This is a genomic window from Sphingobium cupriresistens (genome assembly GCF_004152865.1).
Taxonomy (GTDB): Bacteria; Pseudomonadota; Alphaproteobacteria; order Sphingomonadales; family Sphingomonadaceae; genus Sphingobium; species Sphingobium cupriresistens.
Genome location: NZ_SEOO01000058.1, coordinates 1 through 15859 on the forward strand (window position 1 = coordinate 1; position 15859 = coordinate 15859).

The 15859-nt window shown below is 59.4% G+C and carries 14 protein-coding genes; 1 reads left to right on the forward strand and 13 read right to left on the reverse strand.

Annotated features, from left to right (window positions below; all coding sequences use genetic code 11):
• Window positions 1–79: 79 nt before the first annotated feature.
• From EWH12_RS20100 to EWH12_RS20115, 4 genes are all read right to left on the reverse strand, one after another.
• A complete protein-coding gene (locus EWH12_RS20100) occupies window positions 80–466 on the reverse strand; it encodes a dienelactone hydrolase family protein (RefSeq protein ID WP_129927614.1) in 387 nt (128 codons plus the stop codon).
• A 223-nt stretch (window positions 467–689) separates the two neighbouring features.
• The gene (locus EWH12_RS20105) at window positions 690–1013 is read right to left on the reverse strand and encodes a cytochrome C (RefSeq protein WP_129927615.1); all 324 of its coding nucleotides are present in this window, start codon (window positions 1011–1013) and stop codon (window positions 690–692) included.
• Window positions 1013–2212 carry a SorA family sulfite dehydrogenase catalytic subunit gene (gene sorA / locus EWH12_RS20110; RefSeq protein WP_129927624.1) on the reverse strand — a complete coding sequence of 400 codons (1200 nt, stop codon included), beginning with the start codon at window positions 2210–2212 and terminating at the stop codon, window positions 1013–1015. The genes EWH12_RS20105 and sorA overlap by 1 nt, the downstream gene beginning before the upstream one ends.
• A gap of 47 nt (window positions 2213–2259) precedes the next feature.
• Window positions 2260–3276: a LysR substrate-binding domain-containing protein gene (locus tag EWH12_RS20115; protein WP_129927616.1), complete on the reverse strand. Its 1017-nt coding sequence runs from the start codon at window positions 3274–3276 to the stop codon at window positions 2260–2262.
• Window positions 3277–3693: 417 nt separating this feature from the next.
• Here EWH12_RS20115 and EWH12_RS20120 point away from each other — a divergent pair, with 417 nt between their 5' ends.
• Complete coding sequence (locus EWH12_RS20120) at window positions 3694–4230, forward strand: hypothetical protein (RefSeq protein WP_129927617.1); 537 nt, start codon at window positions 3694–3696, stop codon at window positions 4228–4230.
• On the opposite strand, the gene EWH12_RS20125 is transcribed toward EWH12_RS20120, so the two are convergent.
• From EWH12_RS20125 to EWH12_RS22375, 9 genes are all read right to left on the reverse strand, one after another.
• Complete coding sequence (locus EWH12_RS20125; RefSeq protein ID WP_207212451.1) at window positions 4170–5441, reverse strand: PepSY domain-containing protein; 1272 nt, start codon at window positions 5439–5441, stop codon at window positions 4170–4172. The two genes, EWH12_RS20120 and EWH12_RS20125, sit on opposite strands and share 61 nt — an antisense overlap.
• Before the next feature lie 235 nt (window positions 5442–5676).
• On the reverse strand, window positions 5677–7806 hold the full coding sequence (locus tag EWH12_RS20130) for a TonB-dependent receptor (protein WP_242496144.1): 2130 nt from the start codon (window positions 7804–7806) through the stop codon (window positions 5677–5679).
• Window positions 7807–7924: 118 nt separating this feature from the next.
• On the reverse strand, window positions 7925–8914 hold the full coding sequence (locus tag EWH12_RS20135; RefSeq protein WP_129927619.1) for a hypothetical protein: 990 nt from the start codon (window positions 8912–8914) through the stop codon (window positions 7925–7927).
• Window positions 8911–9687, reverse strand: coding sequence for a hypothetical protein (locus EWH12_RS20140; RefSeq protein ID WP_207212452.1), 777 nt, complete (start codon window positions 9685–9687; stop codon window positions 8911–8913). The genes EWH12_RS20135 and EWH12_RS20140 overlap by 4 nt, the downstream gene beginning before the upstream one ends.
• A 16-nt stretch (window positions 9688–9703) precedes the next feature.
• On the reverse strand, window positions 9704–10129 hold the full coding sequence (locus EWH12_RS20145; RefSeq protein ID WP_129927620.1) for a DUF6152 family protein: 426 nt from the start codon (window positions 10127–10129) through the stop codon (window positions 9704–9706).
• 9 nt (window positions 10130–10138) lie between these two features.
• A complete protein-coding gene (locus EWH12_RS20150; protein ID WP_129927621.1) occupies window positions 10139–12583 on the reverse strand; it encodes a TonB-dependent receptor in 2445 nt (814 codons plus the stop codon).
• Window positions 12584–12618: 35 nt separating this feature from the next.
• Complete coding sequence (locus EWH12_RS20155; RefSeq protein WP_165363676.1) at window positions 12619–13800, reverse strand: SMP-30/gluconolactonase/LRE family protein; 1182 nt, start codon at window positions 13798–13800, stop codon at window positions 12619–12621.
• 319 nt (window positions 13801–14119) lie between these two features.
• On the reverse strand, window positions 14120–14947 hold the full coding sequence (locus EWH12_RS20160; RefSeq protein WP_129927623.1) for a DUF6644 family protein: 828 nt from the start codon (window positions 14945–14947) through the stop codon (window positions 14120–14122).
• On the reverse strand, window positions 14944–15573 hold the full coding sequence (locus EWH12_RS22375) for a DUF6644 family protein (RefSeq protein ID WP_165363674.1): 630 nt from the start codon (window positions 15571–15573) through the stop codon (window positions 14944–14946). The genes EWH12_RS20160 and EWH12_RS22375 overlap by 4 nt, the downstream gene beginning before the upstream one ends.
• Window positions 15574–15859: the final 286 nt, after the last annotated feature.

The following is a 15859-nucleotide window of genomic DNA, read 5'->3' on the forward strand; positions in this document are numbered from 1 at the left end:
TCAAAATCATCCCGCAAGCCGATCGCTGATCCCATGGTCACGCCCTCCAAATGCAGGCCGCCATTGATTCAGAATTTCGTCAGTTTGGGAATCCCCCACGTGAGTCAGGCTCAGCGCAGGCTGGTATAATTACCGGCGCCTTGGTGCTGCGATAGAAAGGATTGACGACTAGGACCGCATAACCGGATCCGGCAAGACGTCGGGCCATGTCCCTGAACGCCGGTCGAAGGCCATAAATGTCCGGCCAGATGATCACCGCAGGATGTTTGCCGCGGGTCGGCGAGACAAGATAGGCATCGGCGTTGCCATCGGCCGTTGCTACGACGACATCACGCTCCGACAGTTTCAATCCCGCAGCTCCCGCCGGGACCGTAACCGACAAACCCAGACTGCCGGCAATCAAGCCGAAATCGCGACGGGATAGCAACAGAGCTTCGATTTCCTGGTCGGTACGATCGTCACACATGCCCATCCCCTGCAAAAACCAACGAACAAATATTGTGCCACACCCACATTCCTCATCGGGCTATGGCAATCTTGTCCTTTTTGCCGCTAGGTATTTCTCCTACATCTGCGAACGAAGATTTCGTAATATCATTGTGACTGCAAATGCTTAGGCGAATGAAGATTTGACCCAGCGGAAGGCGTCGGGATTTAGTCTGGCATCGGGATAGTCTGTTGACCCCGCGTCAGTGATTGTCGCCTTGATCCGTTGGCACCGCATTCTGCAGCGCGACAGTCAGCGCATCGACATCTGCCGGATCAACCGGGGCACCATAGACGGTAGCCATCTTGTTGATCGCGTCCCGCCAAAACTGTGACCCTTTCGCTGGAGGCTGGGTCGTGATGTAATCGAGTGAGTGGCAACCGGCGCAATTATTGACGACAATTTCAGCTTGCGGTCCAGCCAATCTCGCTGGAACGATGTCCGTTGGCAATGTGTAGGTTCGCGGTCGCGCCATCGCAGCGCCGCCCAGCACAGCCAGGGCGATCAGGAACAGGCCTCTGCGCATCAGATGGCCTCCAGCTGGACGGCTTCGACGACATTGCGCATATATCCGGCAGGTTGCCACAGAGCACCTGACGGCTGAGTTTCTCCATCGGCGCCGACGGCGCGGACTTTGACGTCGTGCTGGCCCTTGGGAAACGTCCCTGCGAAACGCCATTCGCGGAAGGAGTATCGTCCTTGGTCCTCGCCGAGAGTCGCGTCCTGCCAGTCACGGCCACCGTTGATCGACAGCTGGACGCTGGCAATCCCGCTCCCGCCATTGAAGGCGATACCCCGCATGGGAACTACCGGCCCGGCGGCCACAACATCCCCCGCCTTGTGGCTGGTGATGAATGAACGGATATTGAAACGACCTATCGGAATGGTCTTGTCCGGCCTCTGCCCTGGTACGACGCAATGGCAGTCATTGTCGGGGATGCGATAGGCGGTTTTCATCCAATAGCCGTCATACTGGCGATCTATGACATTGATCTCGTGCAAATGCTTGATCCAGTAGGTGCCATAATAGCCCGGCACGACCAACCGCAGCGGATAGCCGTTCAGAAATGGCAGATCCGCGCCGTTCATGGCCCAGGCGATCAGGACGTCGCCGTCGCGGGCATGGTCTATGTCCAGCGCCTTGATAAAGTCCGGGATTGCGTCGACCGGCGGCGCGTCGAGGCCATTGAATGTGACCTGGCTGGCACCTGCCCTTACCCCTGCGCGATCGAGCAACGCCCTGAGCGACACCCCGCGCCAGCGTGCATTGCCCATCGCGCCATTGCCCAATTGGCCACCGCCCACGCGCGGGTCGGAAAAGGCGCGGCTATTGCCTGAGCATTGATTGACAGCGACGATCTCCTGAACCGGGAAATCACGCTTCAGCTGTGTGAGCGACAGGGACAGCGGCGCGCCGACATGGCCGCCGATGCTGAGTCGAAATGTCACCGGGTCGATCTTTGTCGGCAGGTCGGACAGATGGTAGCGCACGAAGAAGGCATCGTTCGGGGTCAATACGCCTTCATTGAATATCGGAAACGGTGTCTCCAGCTGCGGCGGACGCATGGTGAGACCAATCAACGGCCGTTTTTGCGGCAGGCGTACCAGGGGCCGGTCACCGTTGGCGAAAGGCAGGCGAACCGATTCGCTTCGAGCCATTTCGGGCGCGACGACTAGGGCAGCAGACACCTGAGCTATGAAGTGACGGCGATTGACAGGATTCATGTTGAGCTTCCAGATTTGATCGAACCTATGCGTCGTCCGTTGGACATTCACGCCACCGCTTGGAGGCTACCTAACGCAAAACCGGGCCTAAAATCGTCCCGGTCCTCAAACCGCATGATTTGCTGGGCGCGGTCCGCAGTTGGATGTCGGCGGGTACCCGAAAGGACAGCGGCGTCCAGGTGCGGCGCAAGCATCTCCATCAATTGATAGGTATAATTGCGCAGCAACGATCCCTTTAGGGTCGCAATCTTGGTGGTGCTGGGCTGAAAGAAGCGATTGGATCCGGCAATCACGTGCAAATTATCGCTGGTGCCATTCGCAATGGCCATTTGCGCAACGATCCCGATGCCCATGCCTAGGCGGACATAAGTTTTGATCACGTCAGCGTCCATCGCGGTCAGCCTGATGTCAGGTTCGATCCCGGCCGCCTCAAACGCGCTGTTGATCTGGGACCGGCCAGTAAATTCCGGGTTGTAGGTGATGATGGGATAACGACCGATATCCGCGATCGTCAGATTTTCGCGACGTGCGAGGGGATGGTTGGGTGGAACGATAGCGACATGCTCCCAAGTGAAGCAGGGGTAAGTCTGAAGCTCGGGATAATCATCGACCGCCTCGGTCGCGAGGCCCAGATCGGCTTCGCCCCGCAAGACCAGATCCACCACATATCTTGGCGTGCCCTGACGCAATTCGATTTCCACATTGGGGAACAGCGGGCTGAATCGCGCCAGCACGGGCGGCAGGATATAGTTGGCCTGGTTGTGGGTCGCGGCGATCACAAGCCGCCCCTTGTCCTCCTGCGCGAACTGCGCCGACAGCCGTTTGAGATTGTCGGCCTGATGCAGCAGCTTTTCTATCACCTGCGCCGCTTTTTCGCCTGCCTTGGTGAGGCCAACGAGCCGTTTGCCCCGACGAACGAATATGTCGACCCTCAACTCGGCCTCAAGTTCCTTGATCTGCTTGCTGACGCCTGACTGTGACGTGGCCAGTTGGTTGGCCACTTCGGTCAGATTGAGATTGTGCTGAATTGCGGTTCGCACATATTTCAGTTGTTGGAAGTTCATAGCGTCACCTTGACGGCATGGACCGCTAGGAACGCTAACTTTGCGTGATGAACAATCGCTCGGCTGGAATCGGCCATGGTTCCCCCTCTTAAGAACGCGGCGTCAGCATCCATGGCAGGGTAGCTCCGTTACTCAACTGGCGTGATAGAGAATTGGGGAAATTGCAAGGGGTGTGCAGATCGGAATGGGAGCAACACGATTCCGCATCACGGCTTAATGGTTGCGCGATCGATAAAATAAACCATTATATATCATGATCTTGTTCCATATTTTATCGCTCAGGATGCGCGAGATATTCCAGACTGCGACAGAAGGGCTTTACACCTCCACAGAATATCTAATCGCCTTTTCGTTGGTTTGCCGGGGTGATCCTCACCTTAGAAGCGGTGGAAGGGCCTGCCCAATTAGGGGGCAGTAATGCGCGGCGGCCTTCCGACTAGCACGCCCATGGCGGGGACGAGGGTAGAAATGACGAAATTCAGCGCAGCAGCCATTGTCGTGGCGGGGTGCATTGCAGCTGCGGGCGCAATCGCCCAGTCGCCATCGCGCGATGCAGCGCCGCTTCCGATCAAGGAATTTATGGGCCATGTCATGCAGCGCAATGCGCAGCAATTGTGGCACTGGACATCATTTGAAAGCGACGATCAGGGGGAGCGTTCAGGCAAGCCAACGTCTGCCGAGCAATGGGAGGACGCAGAAAGCGATGCGCTGACCTTGCAGCAACTGAGCTACGCGCTCGAACACGCAGCCTATCGTATCGACGACAAGAACTGGGATCGCCATGTGGCGCGTTTCCGGGCGGCAGCCAGCGCGAGCGCGGACGCCGCCGAGCATCAGGACTTCGACCGGCTGCAAAAGGCTGGCGATGACCTAAATGCCCAATGCATCGCTTGTCACGTCACCTTCGCGCCAGAGATCGAGGCACCCCCGCCGCCGCTTCCTGAAGGTTTTTGAACCAACTGCTGTCCTTTTGGTCGGGCCAGCCGCCTCCAGCCAAGGACAAGGCCACTCGCCGAAACGGCGAGGCCGAACAACGACCCCATCCAGAGCAACATTTCGCGCGCGGGCGCATGGCGCAACATTATGTTGAGATCCCATCTGTGCAACATGTCGAACAGCCAGCGATAGAGGCGTCGCCGAACGTCCATCCGCGCCAGAAGCTCCCCAGTGCGCGGGTCGAAATAGAGCCAGGTCTGTCTGGCATCGTTGAAACGCAGTTGAAGGACTGGCAATATCGGACGCCTGTCGACTGCATACCAGTAGGAATCTGGCTCGGTGATCAGTTGCGCCTCGACACGCCTTCCGCCCCGCACCAGCGCATCGCTCTCATTAATGATCGTCCTCGTTGCGAGGGGTGCGGGCGTCATAGTCTCCATCGCAACGATTTGGCGTGAACCATCGGAGGCGTGGACGACTGCGCTCCTGATACCAGCATCGGACCGGAATTGTACAAGAACAGCGCGGGGCGATAGTGCGCGGAGACGTGCCAGCGCTGTTGGTTCGGGCATTGGGTTGCCGACATAGTGTCGAAGCGCCGCCGGTTCGCTCTGCCTATGGGCAAAGATGCGGCCCGGATCGACGGACAGCCAGCCGCTGAATATCCAGGCGATCAGGAACAGACCGCCCGCAAGACCGGCTAAATGATGCCAGAGCATCCAGCCATGGTAGGGCGTCATGCGCCCACCGGCATAGCGTCGCCCTCCGGCGCGCGTGCGCAGCAGGCCAATCCAAAATCCCGTTACGGCAGCGGCGATGCACGGCCCGGACACCCACATCACGACCTGCCGCCACAGCCCATTATCCTGACGCAGCAGGGTGGGATAGATCCAGTGCGGCACAGAACCCAGCCAGTTCCAGAAACGGGCAGACCGCGTCGTTCGCTGCACCACGCTACCGGTTGCCGAAGAGATATAGAGAATGGTACCTGCCCGATCGTTGAGCCCGACCTTCCACAAGGGGCGATGGGCGTCGAAGCCACTTCCCACCGTCCACTGATCGCGCTGAATTATCTCAGCGTCGGTTGCAGCAAAGCCGGAAAAGCGTGCGGCTTCGCGCTGGGCATAGGCGCGGCCGACCGGGGGCAGCGTCCTCCCCGTGCTGGCCGACAGGAGCGTCCAGATGCCATCGTTGTCGGCGATACGCCAAACCGGTCCGCCGTCGCGCATCGCCAGTTCGACCGATCCACCGGGGCTTGGGATCTTGGACGGCAGCGCGCGGACACGCTGCCAGTCGATCGGCTGGCTACCCGCCAGCCCGTCCAGCTGGGACAGTGACGGATAGGGCACATAATGCATGACCAGCCCGGACGCGAACCAGATACAAAACAGCAGGCAACTGGCGATCCCGATCCAGCGATGAACCAGGAATAGCCAGCGACGCAGATGCTTGCCGCCCAACCTCCTAGAAGGCGGCACGTATCGTCACATCGACAGACCCGGGCCGACCCACGATCCACTGCTGATCGTTGTAGCTTGTCACGGCATAGGCTTTGTCGGTCAGGTTGAAGATACGCACATCCAGTGCGATTGACTGCGCCAATGCATAGGAAGCACTGGCGTCGATCGTGGTGTAGCCGGGGATGCGAAATGCATTGCCATTGTCGGACCAGCTTGCCCCGACATGACGTAGACCTCCACGCAGTTGAAGGCTTCCCGTTACATCCCAGCGCAGCCACAGGTTGGCGGCAGTTTCCGGAATGTTCGGCGGCGTATTGCCGCTATATACCGCGCCGGCCGATGCGAAATCATCGAACCGCGCATCCAAGATCGTACCGTTCGCATCGATCCCGAAGCCCGCAGGCAATTCGAGCGAGAACGCCGCTTCTATCCCCTTTGCCGACCGCTGCCCGACCTGTTCTATCGGGCTGGCCAATGTGCGCTGGACGAGCAGCCCCTTCTTGACGATGCGATAGGCGGCCAGCGTGGCGGAACCACGACCGTCGAAAAACTGCGCCTTGGTGCCGATCTCCACCTGATCACCGGTCGCGTGGCTGAACCGGACCTGCCCACCGCTATAGGTTGTCAATGTGCCCAGAGGGTCCACGCCCGTCGAATATTGGGCATATAACGACAGGTCGGACCGGGGGTGGTAGACTGCACCGATCCGCCAGGTCGTATTCGCGAGCGTTTTGGTCAGCGCCAGTGTCTCGCCACCCCCTGTTCCGATTGTCCAGCGCCTCACCCGGTTATGTTCGTAGCGGACGCCAGCCACCAGCGAGACAGACTCGCCCAGTTTCAGCCGGTCCTCGGCGAAGAAGGCATATTCGCGTGTCCGGGTGCGGTATCGCGGCGCGATCCCCTGCGTGTCGAAGAACAGGCCGGGATTGAAAGTGAAAGGGTCGACCTGGCTGATCTGCGGGTCCGATCCGAAATCATGGGAATAGGTCAGATGCACAGAATTAACGTCAAACCCGGCGACCAGGTCATTGCTGATGGCGTCAGCCAGGGGCGAATGGAACGTCACACTGCCCTGATCACCCCATTGCACCTGATCGTGAATGATGCCGATATTGTCGGTGCGATAGATGCTGCCGGGCGTTCCGGGCGTGCCATTATAGCCGTTTGGGCAATTACCATCTGACGCGACCCAGCAATAGCTTTCCAGATTGCGCCAGAAGCGCTTGCTCGTCAGCCGGTAGGACTGGTTGCTGAACATGATCGCTTCGCTGGGCTGCCAGTCGATCTGGAGCGTGGTGCGATTGTCACGGAAATGCACTTTCCCGTCGGTGACATTATAATTGCGCCGCAGATTGCGAGAATCGAGCTTTCCGTCGATCAACGGCGTTCCGAAATATTCCATGGGGCGCTGGTCGCCATAATCGTGCCGCGCCGTGACCGCCAATGTATCAACGGGTTTCCAGCGTAGCGTGCCGGAAAGGGCCAGGCTGCGCGATTGTCCGCGATCGACAAATCCGTCCGATCGTCGGTAACTGCCATCGACCCGATAGGAAAGCTGGTCATTTGCGGGCCCGCCAACGCCCAGAGCAGCGTGAAAACTGCGCTGCGAACCATAGCCTAGTTCGCCGTCTACGACCGTGCGGTCTTCATTGGGCTTGCGATTGATGACATTCACCGCGCCTCCCAACGCGCCTTGTCCGTACAGGACTGACGCAGGCCCGGACAATATATCGATCTGCTCGACCATCCATGGGTCTGTGGGGAAAGTGATGGTGCCCGCCGCCGGGAACAGCCGCACACCATCGACCAGTTGCAGCACTGACCCCTGGCCACTGAAGCCGCGTGCCGCCAGGGCTGTATTACCATTGCCCAGATTGGCCGCATTACTGATCCCAGGAGCACGGCTCACCGCGTCGGCGATCGACTGATCGCCCCGCGCGCGAACGATGTCGCCCTCAAGGGTCGTGATACTGGCGGGCGTTTCCAGCGGGGTCAGGCCGAGGCGACTGCCCGTTGCATTGGGCTGCGCCAGCGTCGTACGTTCGAGATGGCCGGTGACGAGGATCGAAGGGGCTTGGGTTTCATCCTCGGCGGCGGCGCCAAAGGGGAAGAGGATGACGGCGAATCCCGCCATTGCCGTCATTCGGTACAAATGTCGGTTCAAAGTCATGATAGGCTTTCGCGCTACACCAACAGGCGGCGCTCCGATATGCTGGAGACGCCGCCATCGGGTCAGTTACGATATGGTCAGGTCACCGGGCGATGACGGGCTTGTCCGAAGGGACGCCGACGGCACCGCCGCCGAAGGGACCATTATTTTCTATGCAGACCCGTTCTACACGTTCGTGCAGCAAGGGTCGGCCGGGTCGGTTGGCTGGCTTCACATCATAGTGCCAGCCATCGGGCGCATCTGCTTCGGTATAGCGCCTGGCGGGGATGGTCGCGGTCCAAGGCCGGGAATAGACCGTGGGATCGGTGAAGGTGGCGACATAGTTGAAGCCCTTGCCTTCAGGATCAAAGATGAACCGCTCGACCACAGTAGCATTCTCGCTCATGAAATCGCCATAACGACCGAACAACGGCTTGCCGTTATTGTTGGTGACATTGACGACGAGCGTGTTGCCTTCCCAATGCCCCTGCGCATTTCCGTTCCACAATTTGATGGACGCATGGAGCGGCGTTCGGGGGCTGAGCGGAATGATGCGCGTGCCGGAATCAAACAGCAGCACGACATAGCCGGGAAATTGCCGAACCTCAAAACCATGCCACATGAAGGATTTGGGCACTCCGGCTGGTGCGCATCGGGCCAACGGCTCGATATATCGCGCCTTGTCCGGGTTGGGGAAGTTCTTGGCAAAATCCTCCTGCAATGCCCTTGCCGCCGGCAGATAGGGGATCTGCCCATCAGCCGGATCGGTCACGCGACTAGGTGCCCGCTGGTCACGCGGCAATTTGGCGGTGGCCGATGGTTCGCCGGGTGGTCCAGCCTGCGGGTCGGTGAAGTTGCTGTGGTTAGAGATCGTGTTGGAAAAGAAACCCTGCACATCGGGCTGGCCATCGGACAGTGTCTTGCCGGTCCAGGCACCCGCCGGGATCACCGGCACCTCCTTTTTCCAGCGGATGCCGCCGCCATTGCCCGGCGCTTGGGCCGCCACTGGCGCTTGGGTCTGGGAATGGGCGGGTGTCAGCGTGGCCGAGCCAGCGGCCAGCAGCGCGCCAAGTGCGATCCTGCGATAGGTCATGGGACGTCCTTGTGGGGATAAGCCTGCTCATAGGGCAGGGTGTAACAATAGTCCTCGATCAGCTGGAAATTCTTGTCGCGGCGCCGATTGAGCAGCACCTCGATCGTCCAGGGACGGGAAAATATCTTTGGATCCTCGATCGTCGCGCGATAGGAGATCGTGTCCTTGTCCACGAAGTTCCAGCGCTCTGTGACATGTAGCGCATCGCTGTGATAATTGCCCGCCCGATCGAGCCAGGTTTCTTCGTTGAAACTGGTCACATCGACAACGAGCGTATCGCCTTCCCACCGCGCGCGGGAATCGCCCAGATAATAGCCATCTTCGGTGTCGGCCTGGTGCCCCGTGCCATTGGTAAAGATCGTTCGCACCTGATGGCCAAACTGGTGAACCAGGGTCAGATCGCCGTCGCGCTGGAAAATCTGGAACGGGGCAGGATAATAGACGGCCCGCGGCGTGCCATGGACCCAGCATTTCAGGCGTGGATCATCTTTTTCGCGCGCTGCGAAATTGCGACGCTTCTGCTCCAGGGCATCGGGTCGATACGGGATCGTGCCGCCCTCCACCACCCCAAGCCCCGGCGGCGCATCACGACGCCCGGCATGGGGTTCCAGATCATAATCGGCTTCGTTCAGTGTCTGCCAGATACCCGAAAAATCGGGATGTCCATCGGCGCGGCGCGGTATCTCGCCCGGTGTTTGTCCAGTTGCGAGCGTGCCGCTCAATGCCAGGGCGATCAACCCCATGGCTGCGACCAGACGGCGCGCAACTTTCATGATTGCCAATGCCATGTCAGCGCCTCGCTGGAGCGGTTGGGGCGTCGGGCGCGCTGCCGGTCTGTACCTTGCGGCCGTCTGCCAGCGTGATGATCGCCGCATAGCCGAACGGACCGCCATTCTTGGCGCGATAGCCTGCGACGCGGATCGGGGTTCCGGCGCGGACATCCTCCTTGCTCAGGCCATTGGTCCGCAAGGAACTGGGCGTGCCGAATTCAAAGCCCCAGCTCGTCACCGAACCATCCTTGTTCTTGACGTCCAGATAGATCCAGCTGTGCGGATTGACGAAGCGCGCCTTTGTGACGACGCCCTGGATCGCGACGGGCTTGGCCGAGTCAAACTCCGCCGCAAAGGCATGGTGCGCCACGCCCTGCGTTGCCGAACCGGCAGCGCCGAGCAGCAAAGCAGCGAACAGGATTTTGCGGGAATGAAGATATGTCATGACGCCTCCTCAAAACTGGGTGCGCAGCAGCGCACCAACATATCGGCGCGAACCGATGCCGTCATAGCCAACCGGTGCCGTGTTGCTGAAATCATTGATGCTGGTCGTGTAGCGCGTGTCGAAAACATTCTTCGCCACGATGCTCAGTTCCGTTTTCGCGCCACCGATGTCGCGAATGACGCCAAAGCCGACATCGGTGATGTGATAGGCTTTCTGCCATCCATATTCGGACAGCAGTTGCTCCAGATTATGCCGCGTCCGGTAGGAATTATTGGCAAAAGCGTGCACCGCAACGCCCAGGCCCGGTACATCGCCAACATAGTTGAAGCCGGTGATGACCGTCCAGCGCGGCGCGCCGACGACCTGCTTGCCGCTATTGTTGCACACAGCCACCGTGGTCGGGAACGAGCGCGGGCAGGTGGCGGTCGACCAGTCGGAATAGGTTGCCCTGTTGTATGCGCCGCCCAAAGTCAGGGTCAGACCCTGGATCAACTGGATCGTCGTGTCGAACTCGACACCGCGGGCCTTGACGCCGGGGATGTTGCCCAGCCGCGAGCTGAACCCGGTCGATGAATTGGGATCGGGTTCGCTCGTGACATTCTGATAGTCGCGCACCTTGGTATAATAGGCGTTGATGTTCAGGGTGAGGCGATTGTCGAGCAACTGGCCCTTGAAGCCCAGCTCGAAATCGGTTGTCTTTTCCGCCTTTACGTTGCGGCGGGTCCCGTTATTCTCGAACGCGACCGCGCCCGACTTGCCGCCGCCGCTCGCCGAGGCATAGAGCAAAATGTCGTCGGTGATCTTGTAGCTGGGGTTGACCAGCCAGGCGATCGCGTCATCCTTGATCGGGTCGCCAATGACTGTCGCAAATTGTGTGCCCAATTGCGCGCTCCGGATGGCATCTGCCGTCGCATTGCCAGTCGATACCGGCTCGCTGCCGGCGACTGTGGCTGATTTCCGGTCGATGCTGTTCTTCTTCTGCTCGCGCGTATAGCGTGCACCGAAGGTCAGTGAGAGCTTATCGGTTAGCCCCCAGTCAAATTGCGCGAAAATCGCCTGGCTTGTTGATACCGGCTTCTGCGTACTGGTGGACAGGATGTTGGCGAGCGATGCCCGCAGCAGTTCACGGCCTGCATCTGTGTTAAGCGCGCTATACTGGGCATTTGTTGCATAGAAAGCGCCGGCGTCGGCACCATAGAGGTTGCGGCTGGTCGATTCCGTTTCGATGCGGAAGAAATACAAGCCGGCCTGATAGTCCAGCGATGGGAACAGCGTCCCCGATGCGCGGAATTCCTGCGACAATTGTTCGGTATCCACCAGCGTGCCCCCACGCGCGATGGCGAAGCGGGTCTGTTCGCTGTCGTTCTTCGCGTCGAAATGGAAGGTCCGGTAAGCGGAGATAGATTTCAGCTCTACCGGGCCGGAATCCCAGGTCGCCACGAGCGAGGCACCCCGGTTCCGGGTAACCAGCGGTTCTGCCATGTCCATGTCAATCGTGGTGAAAGACCCGATGATGGGCGTATATCCGCCGAAATAGTCACGGGCCAGACGCGTGCTGTAGGTCGTGCCGCGCACCGAACCGTCGTTCAGGGTCGTCGGATCGATTATAAACGGCTTGGTGTTGCTGTTCTCATTGGTTTCGGCCGAATCCAGGTTCAGCTTGACCGACAGGCTTTCGCTGGGCGTGAACAGCAATTGCGCGCGACCGCCCCAGCGGTTGCGCTCATGCCAATAGCCGCCGCTGGTGTTGACGTTGCGAATGTCGCCGCGCTGCTTGTCGACGAAGAAGGACACGCGATAGGCCAGGACATCATCCACCAGGGCATTGGTGTAGGAACCGCGCGCCTTGAACGAATTGGTCGAGAGGCCACCCTCAACCTCAAACACGCCTTCGGGCGTGAAGGAGGGCGCCTTGCTGGTATATTTCAGCACACCCAGCGACGTGTTTTTGCCGAGCAGCGTACCCTGTGGCCCGCGCAGGATTTCCACCTGCGCCAGATCGGTAAAGTCCTGATAGGTCATGCCGACATGGCCCAGGAACACATCGTCGACGATCGCGCCGACGGCGGCTTCCATATTGTCGTTACCGCTGGTCCGGCCGATCCCGCGCAGGGATACGCCGGTGCGGCGGGCGTTGGGGGTGGTAGCGGTCAGGCCAGGCGCGCGCTGAGTCAGATCCGCGATGGTAAAGACACGCTGTTGGGCGATCGTTTCCCCGTTGATAACGGAAATCGGGATCGGCACGTCATTAATGTCTTCGGCGCGGTTGCGCGCAGTGACGATAATCGCCCCGCCCGCCGCGTCGTCGACCGCGACCTCCACGTCGGGGGCCGGTGTTGTAGTCTGGGCATAGGCAATAGGTGCCGTTGAAAGCAGAAGGCCGACGAGGGCCAGCGATGGCGCGCGCACCGCGCCAAGAAAAGATGCCGCCGGAATGGCAGGGATGGTCAACATGGATGGTCTCGCATTTGAAGAATATAGTCGGGCAATTATTTGCCTGGACGGTCGACCCCACGGGTCAGGGTGGCGATGCGGTAAACTGAGCCGCGCCCCACGACATAGAGGTGCGAGCGTTCTGCACCGCCAAAAGCCAGGTTCTGCGGTGCCTTCGCCAGGGCGATCGTGCCCAGCGCCTTGCCATCGGGCGCGAAAATCTGCACGCCAACACTGGTAGCGACATAGACGCGACCTTCTGCATCGACCGTGATGCCATCCGCGCCGCTGCTTGGGCCGTTCGGCGTTGCCTTGAAGCCGGCGAGCTTTGCGAAATCACGCCGATCCGCAACGCTGCCATCGGGGCGCACCGTGAAGGCGATCAAATATTCACCGGCGGTATTAGCCAGATAGAGCGCTTTTTCGTCAGGGCTGAGCGCGATACCGTTGGGGCGACGGACGTCGTCGGCAATCGGCGTAACGCGACCGCGGGGGTCCAACCGATATACCGCCGTTTTCGCAGGCGGGCTACCCGCCTGTGCCGGGCCGCCCGGGTCGGTGAAATAGATGTTGCCGCTGCGCGCGGCAGCCAGATCATTGGGCCGGTTGAACGGCTTGCCGGCATAGCTGCTCGCCAGAACGCGGCTCTTGGGCTGAAGCACGGCAACGCCCGATGGGGCCGTCTGGACGGCCAGCAGGTCACCCGCCGCATTGAGCGCCAGCGCGTTGGCCGATCCGGTTTTCTCCAGATAGGTCGACGCGCTGCCATCCGGTGCGATCCGCACGATCCGGTCGGCGCGATTCTCCGTGAACAGGATTGATCCATCCTTCAGCACCACTGGGCCTTCAGTGCCTTCAAAGCCTTCGCGGATGACCTCCACCCGCGTGTCAGCCGCCACGACCCCTGCAATCGCGGGTGTCACTATCTTCTGGCCGTAGAGGAAGCCGCCCTGGGTCGCGTAATCCTGTACCCCTACCGCGCCAGCGACCTGAAATCCGCTTTGCGCCAGCAGGGCGGCCGCACGCTTGGCGCGCCCGGCATGGTTTGAAATTGTGACGATCTGGCGATCGCGGGGAATGGCGGAACGAAAACGATCCAGTTCGGACGCCTGGATGTTCAGGAATACCGGCAAGCTGCCGATGGCGCTGATTTCGTCGGCACGACGAACATCGATGAACAGGACCTTGTCTGGCTGGGCCAGCAGGGCATCTACCTGCGCGCGATCCAGCACTGTCACAGACTTGACTACATCTGTAGCTTGCTGCGCGACAGTTTGAGCCAAGGCAATTTCGCCACCAGGTGCCAACGCAAAAGCAGTAGCTGTCAACGAAAGAGCTATTCGCACTGAATATATGCGACGACGTCCAATTCCATCGATCATTATTAACCCCTATCGATCAAGACATTATAGATAATATTTTGTCTTGTTCCGCTTAGGAGGCTTTAAATAATCTGGAAACAAACCATTCTAACTAAGTTTATTATCAAAAATCATATAACGTTTGGTGTAAATTCGATAATGGCCATAAGCATATATCAAAAAGACATATGACTACTTAGCTGAAACCGATCCAACGACCTGCTGCTGCAACCGTCACCCACGTCAGGGTCGATGCAAACGCCAACAATTTCAAAGCCAGCAGCTTACTGGATGCGTCAGTCTGAAGCCCGCGTATCCCCGCCCCCAACGCAGGCACAACTACTACGGCCAGAGCCGCATGGTCGAACCAGCCGGCCAACTGGGTAGGACCGGGCCATATCGATCCATCGAGCGCCACGAACCACAAAGCGAGTGCTGCCGTAGAGAATCCCATGACAACTGGACGAAGCCGACGCTGGACCGCAGCGGCCAGGAGGCCTGCGCCCGCGAGGCCAACCAGTAAGGCACCGGAGTCCAGCCCTTCGGTCGAGGCAAAAAGGAACAGTGAACCCAACCAAAACAATGTCGCAAACGCCAGCAGGCCTTGCTCGGATATTCTGGTTCGACCGTTACGAACCTGCTGCGTCAGAACATGACTCAGCGCGATGGCGGCAAGCAGCGCCAGGATCTTGATGAAGAACGCCCCGCTTGGCAGCAAGGTTCGGGCGACGGTCAAGCCCATTGCCAACCCGGTCAACAGGCTTCCAGCGACGCCGACGCGATAATAGGGCCGAACCATGCGTTCGACATCCTTGGCCGACATATCCGGCAGGATGAGACCAAGAACGCGCAGATTGAGGCCGAACACCGCGCCGCCCAATATGGCGAGGAACAGAAGATGCCCCGTCTCGACAACTGCAAAAATCCAGGCCGTCTCATTGACATTCTGGATAATGGGCGTCCTGGCCAGAGCGTCCACGGAAGATCCAAGCCAGGGCAGGGTTTCGTTGAAATTGATGCTCATGGCACAAGCTCCGATTCGATTGCGGCCAGCGTCACTTCGCGATCCGAACATTGCGCAGCCGCTGCGACAAAACCCTTGGCTGTGTCGCAGGAAAGCCAGTCATAGGCGGCGAAGCGGCCCGCTACGATCACGCCGATCCACAATGCGAGCGACAGGGCCGCTGCGCGCCGCGCCGCTGCAGGCGGCTTGGCCTGATGGTCCCACGCCGCCCGATCCGACTGCACCCGATAGTGGAATACAAAGATATTGATCGCCGCCGCCGCCAGAAAGACAAGCTTCAGGCGAAAGACGACATTATGATAATATTCCAGTGGGTTGGCGAAGAATAGCGCGCTGCCCGTTATGACCATGACGATGAAGCTGACAACGGTATAGGGCAAAATCGTATCCGCTACCTTAGATACCGCTATATTTCGGAACGCGACGCCTAGCAGGCGAAGGTCTACGAGCAATATCGATCCTGCAAACAGCATCAGCGTCAAGACATGCGTGCCTTCCAGCAGCATCCACAGGCGTTCAGACCCCTGCAACTGTGCGCTCCAGGACGTGTCAGCCACCACACGCCCGGCGGCATCATAGGCCGCGCCCAGCTTGTACTGCAGATAGGCCAGCAAGTCCGAGACCATGTTATTACCTACTTCAATGAACCTATGTGGACGAGGCGCGGATATGGCCCTTCGAGCCACAAATACGTTGATTCAGGGCTATTGCTTGCCCTGCAGAAACAAAACCAAGTTTTGCGCATATCGATATGAAGAGTATTGCTAAGCGGTTCTCAAGAGGACTGAGAACGGCGGAGCAATATTCGACCACGGTAGCGGCGGGATAGTCCTGCTGCGGGCGGCGTAAAAGTCGTCCACCTTGAAGCCTTTCTGCCGAGTCAGGGAGGTGTGGGGATCTACAGCGTGGAAC

What these genes read in the sequence shown, in the direction of transcription:
- EWH12_RS20135 (WP_129927619.1), bottom strand. Translation starts at nt 8,914, where the DNA reads ATGACCTATCGCAGGATCGCACTTGGCGCGCTGCTGGCCGCTGGCTCG.
- EWH12_RS20105 (WP_129927615.1), bottom strand. Translation starts at nt 1,013, where the DNA reads ATGCGCAGAGGCCTGTTCCTGATCGCCCTGGCTGTGCTGGGCGGCGCT.
- EWH12_RS20130 (WP_242496144.1), bottom strand. Translation starts at nt 7,806, where the DNA reads ATGGCGGGATTCGCCGTCATCCTCTTCCCCTTTGGCGCCGCCGCCGAG.
- EWH12_RS20125 (WP_207212451.1), bottom strand. Translation starts at nt 5,441, where the DNA reads ATGCGCGACGGCGGACCGGTTTGGCGTATCGCCGACAACGATGGCATC.
- EWH12_RS20115 (WP_129927616.1), bottom strand. Translation starts at nt 3,276, where the DNA reads ATGAACTTCCAACAACTGAAATATGTGCGAACCGCAATTCAGCACAAT.
- sorA (WP_129927624.1), bottom strand. Translation starts at nt 2,212, where the DNA reads ATGAATCCTGTCAATCGCCGTCACTTCATAGCTCAGGTGTCTGCTGCC.
- EWH12_RS20145 (WP_129927620.1), bottom strand. Translation starts at nt 10,129, where the DNA reads ATGACATATCTTCATTCCCGCAAAATCCTGTTCGCTGCTTTGCTGCTC.
- EWH12_RS20120 (WP_129927617.1), top strand. Translation starts at nt 3,694, where the DNA reads ATGCGCGGCGGCCTTCCGACTAGCACGCCCATGGCGGGGACGAGGGTA.
- EWH12_RS20160 (WP_129927623.1), bottom strand. Translation starts at nt 14,947, where the DNA reads ATGAGCATCAATTTCAACGAAACCCTGCCCTGGCTTGGATCTTCCGTG.
- EWH12_RS22375 (WP_165363674.1), bottom strand. Translation starts at nt 15,573, where the DNA reads ATGGTCTCGGACTTGCTGGCCTATCTGCAGTACAAGCTGGGCGCGGCC.
- EWH12_RS20150 (WP_129927621.1), bottom strand. Translation starts at nt 12,583, where the DNA reads ATGTTGACCATCCCTGCCATTCCGGCGGCATCTTTTCTTGGCGCGGTG.
- EWH12_RS20100 (WP_129927614.1), bottom strand. Translation starts at nt 466, where the DNA reads ATGTGTGACGATCGTACCGACCAGGAAATCGAAGCTCTGTTGCTATCC.
- EWH12_RS20140 (WP_207212452.1), bottom strand. Translation starts at nt 9,687, where the DNA reads ATGAAAGTTGCGCGCCGTCTGGTCGCAGCCATGGGGTTGATCGCCCTG.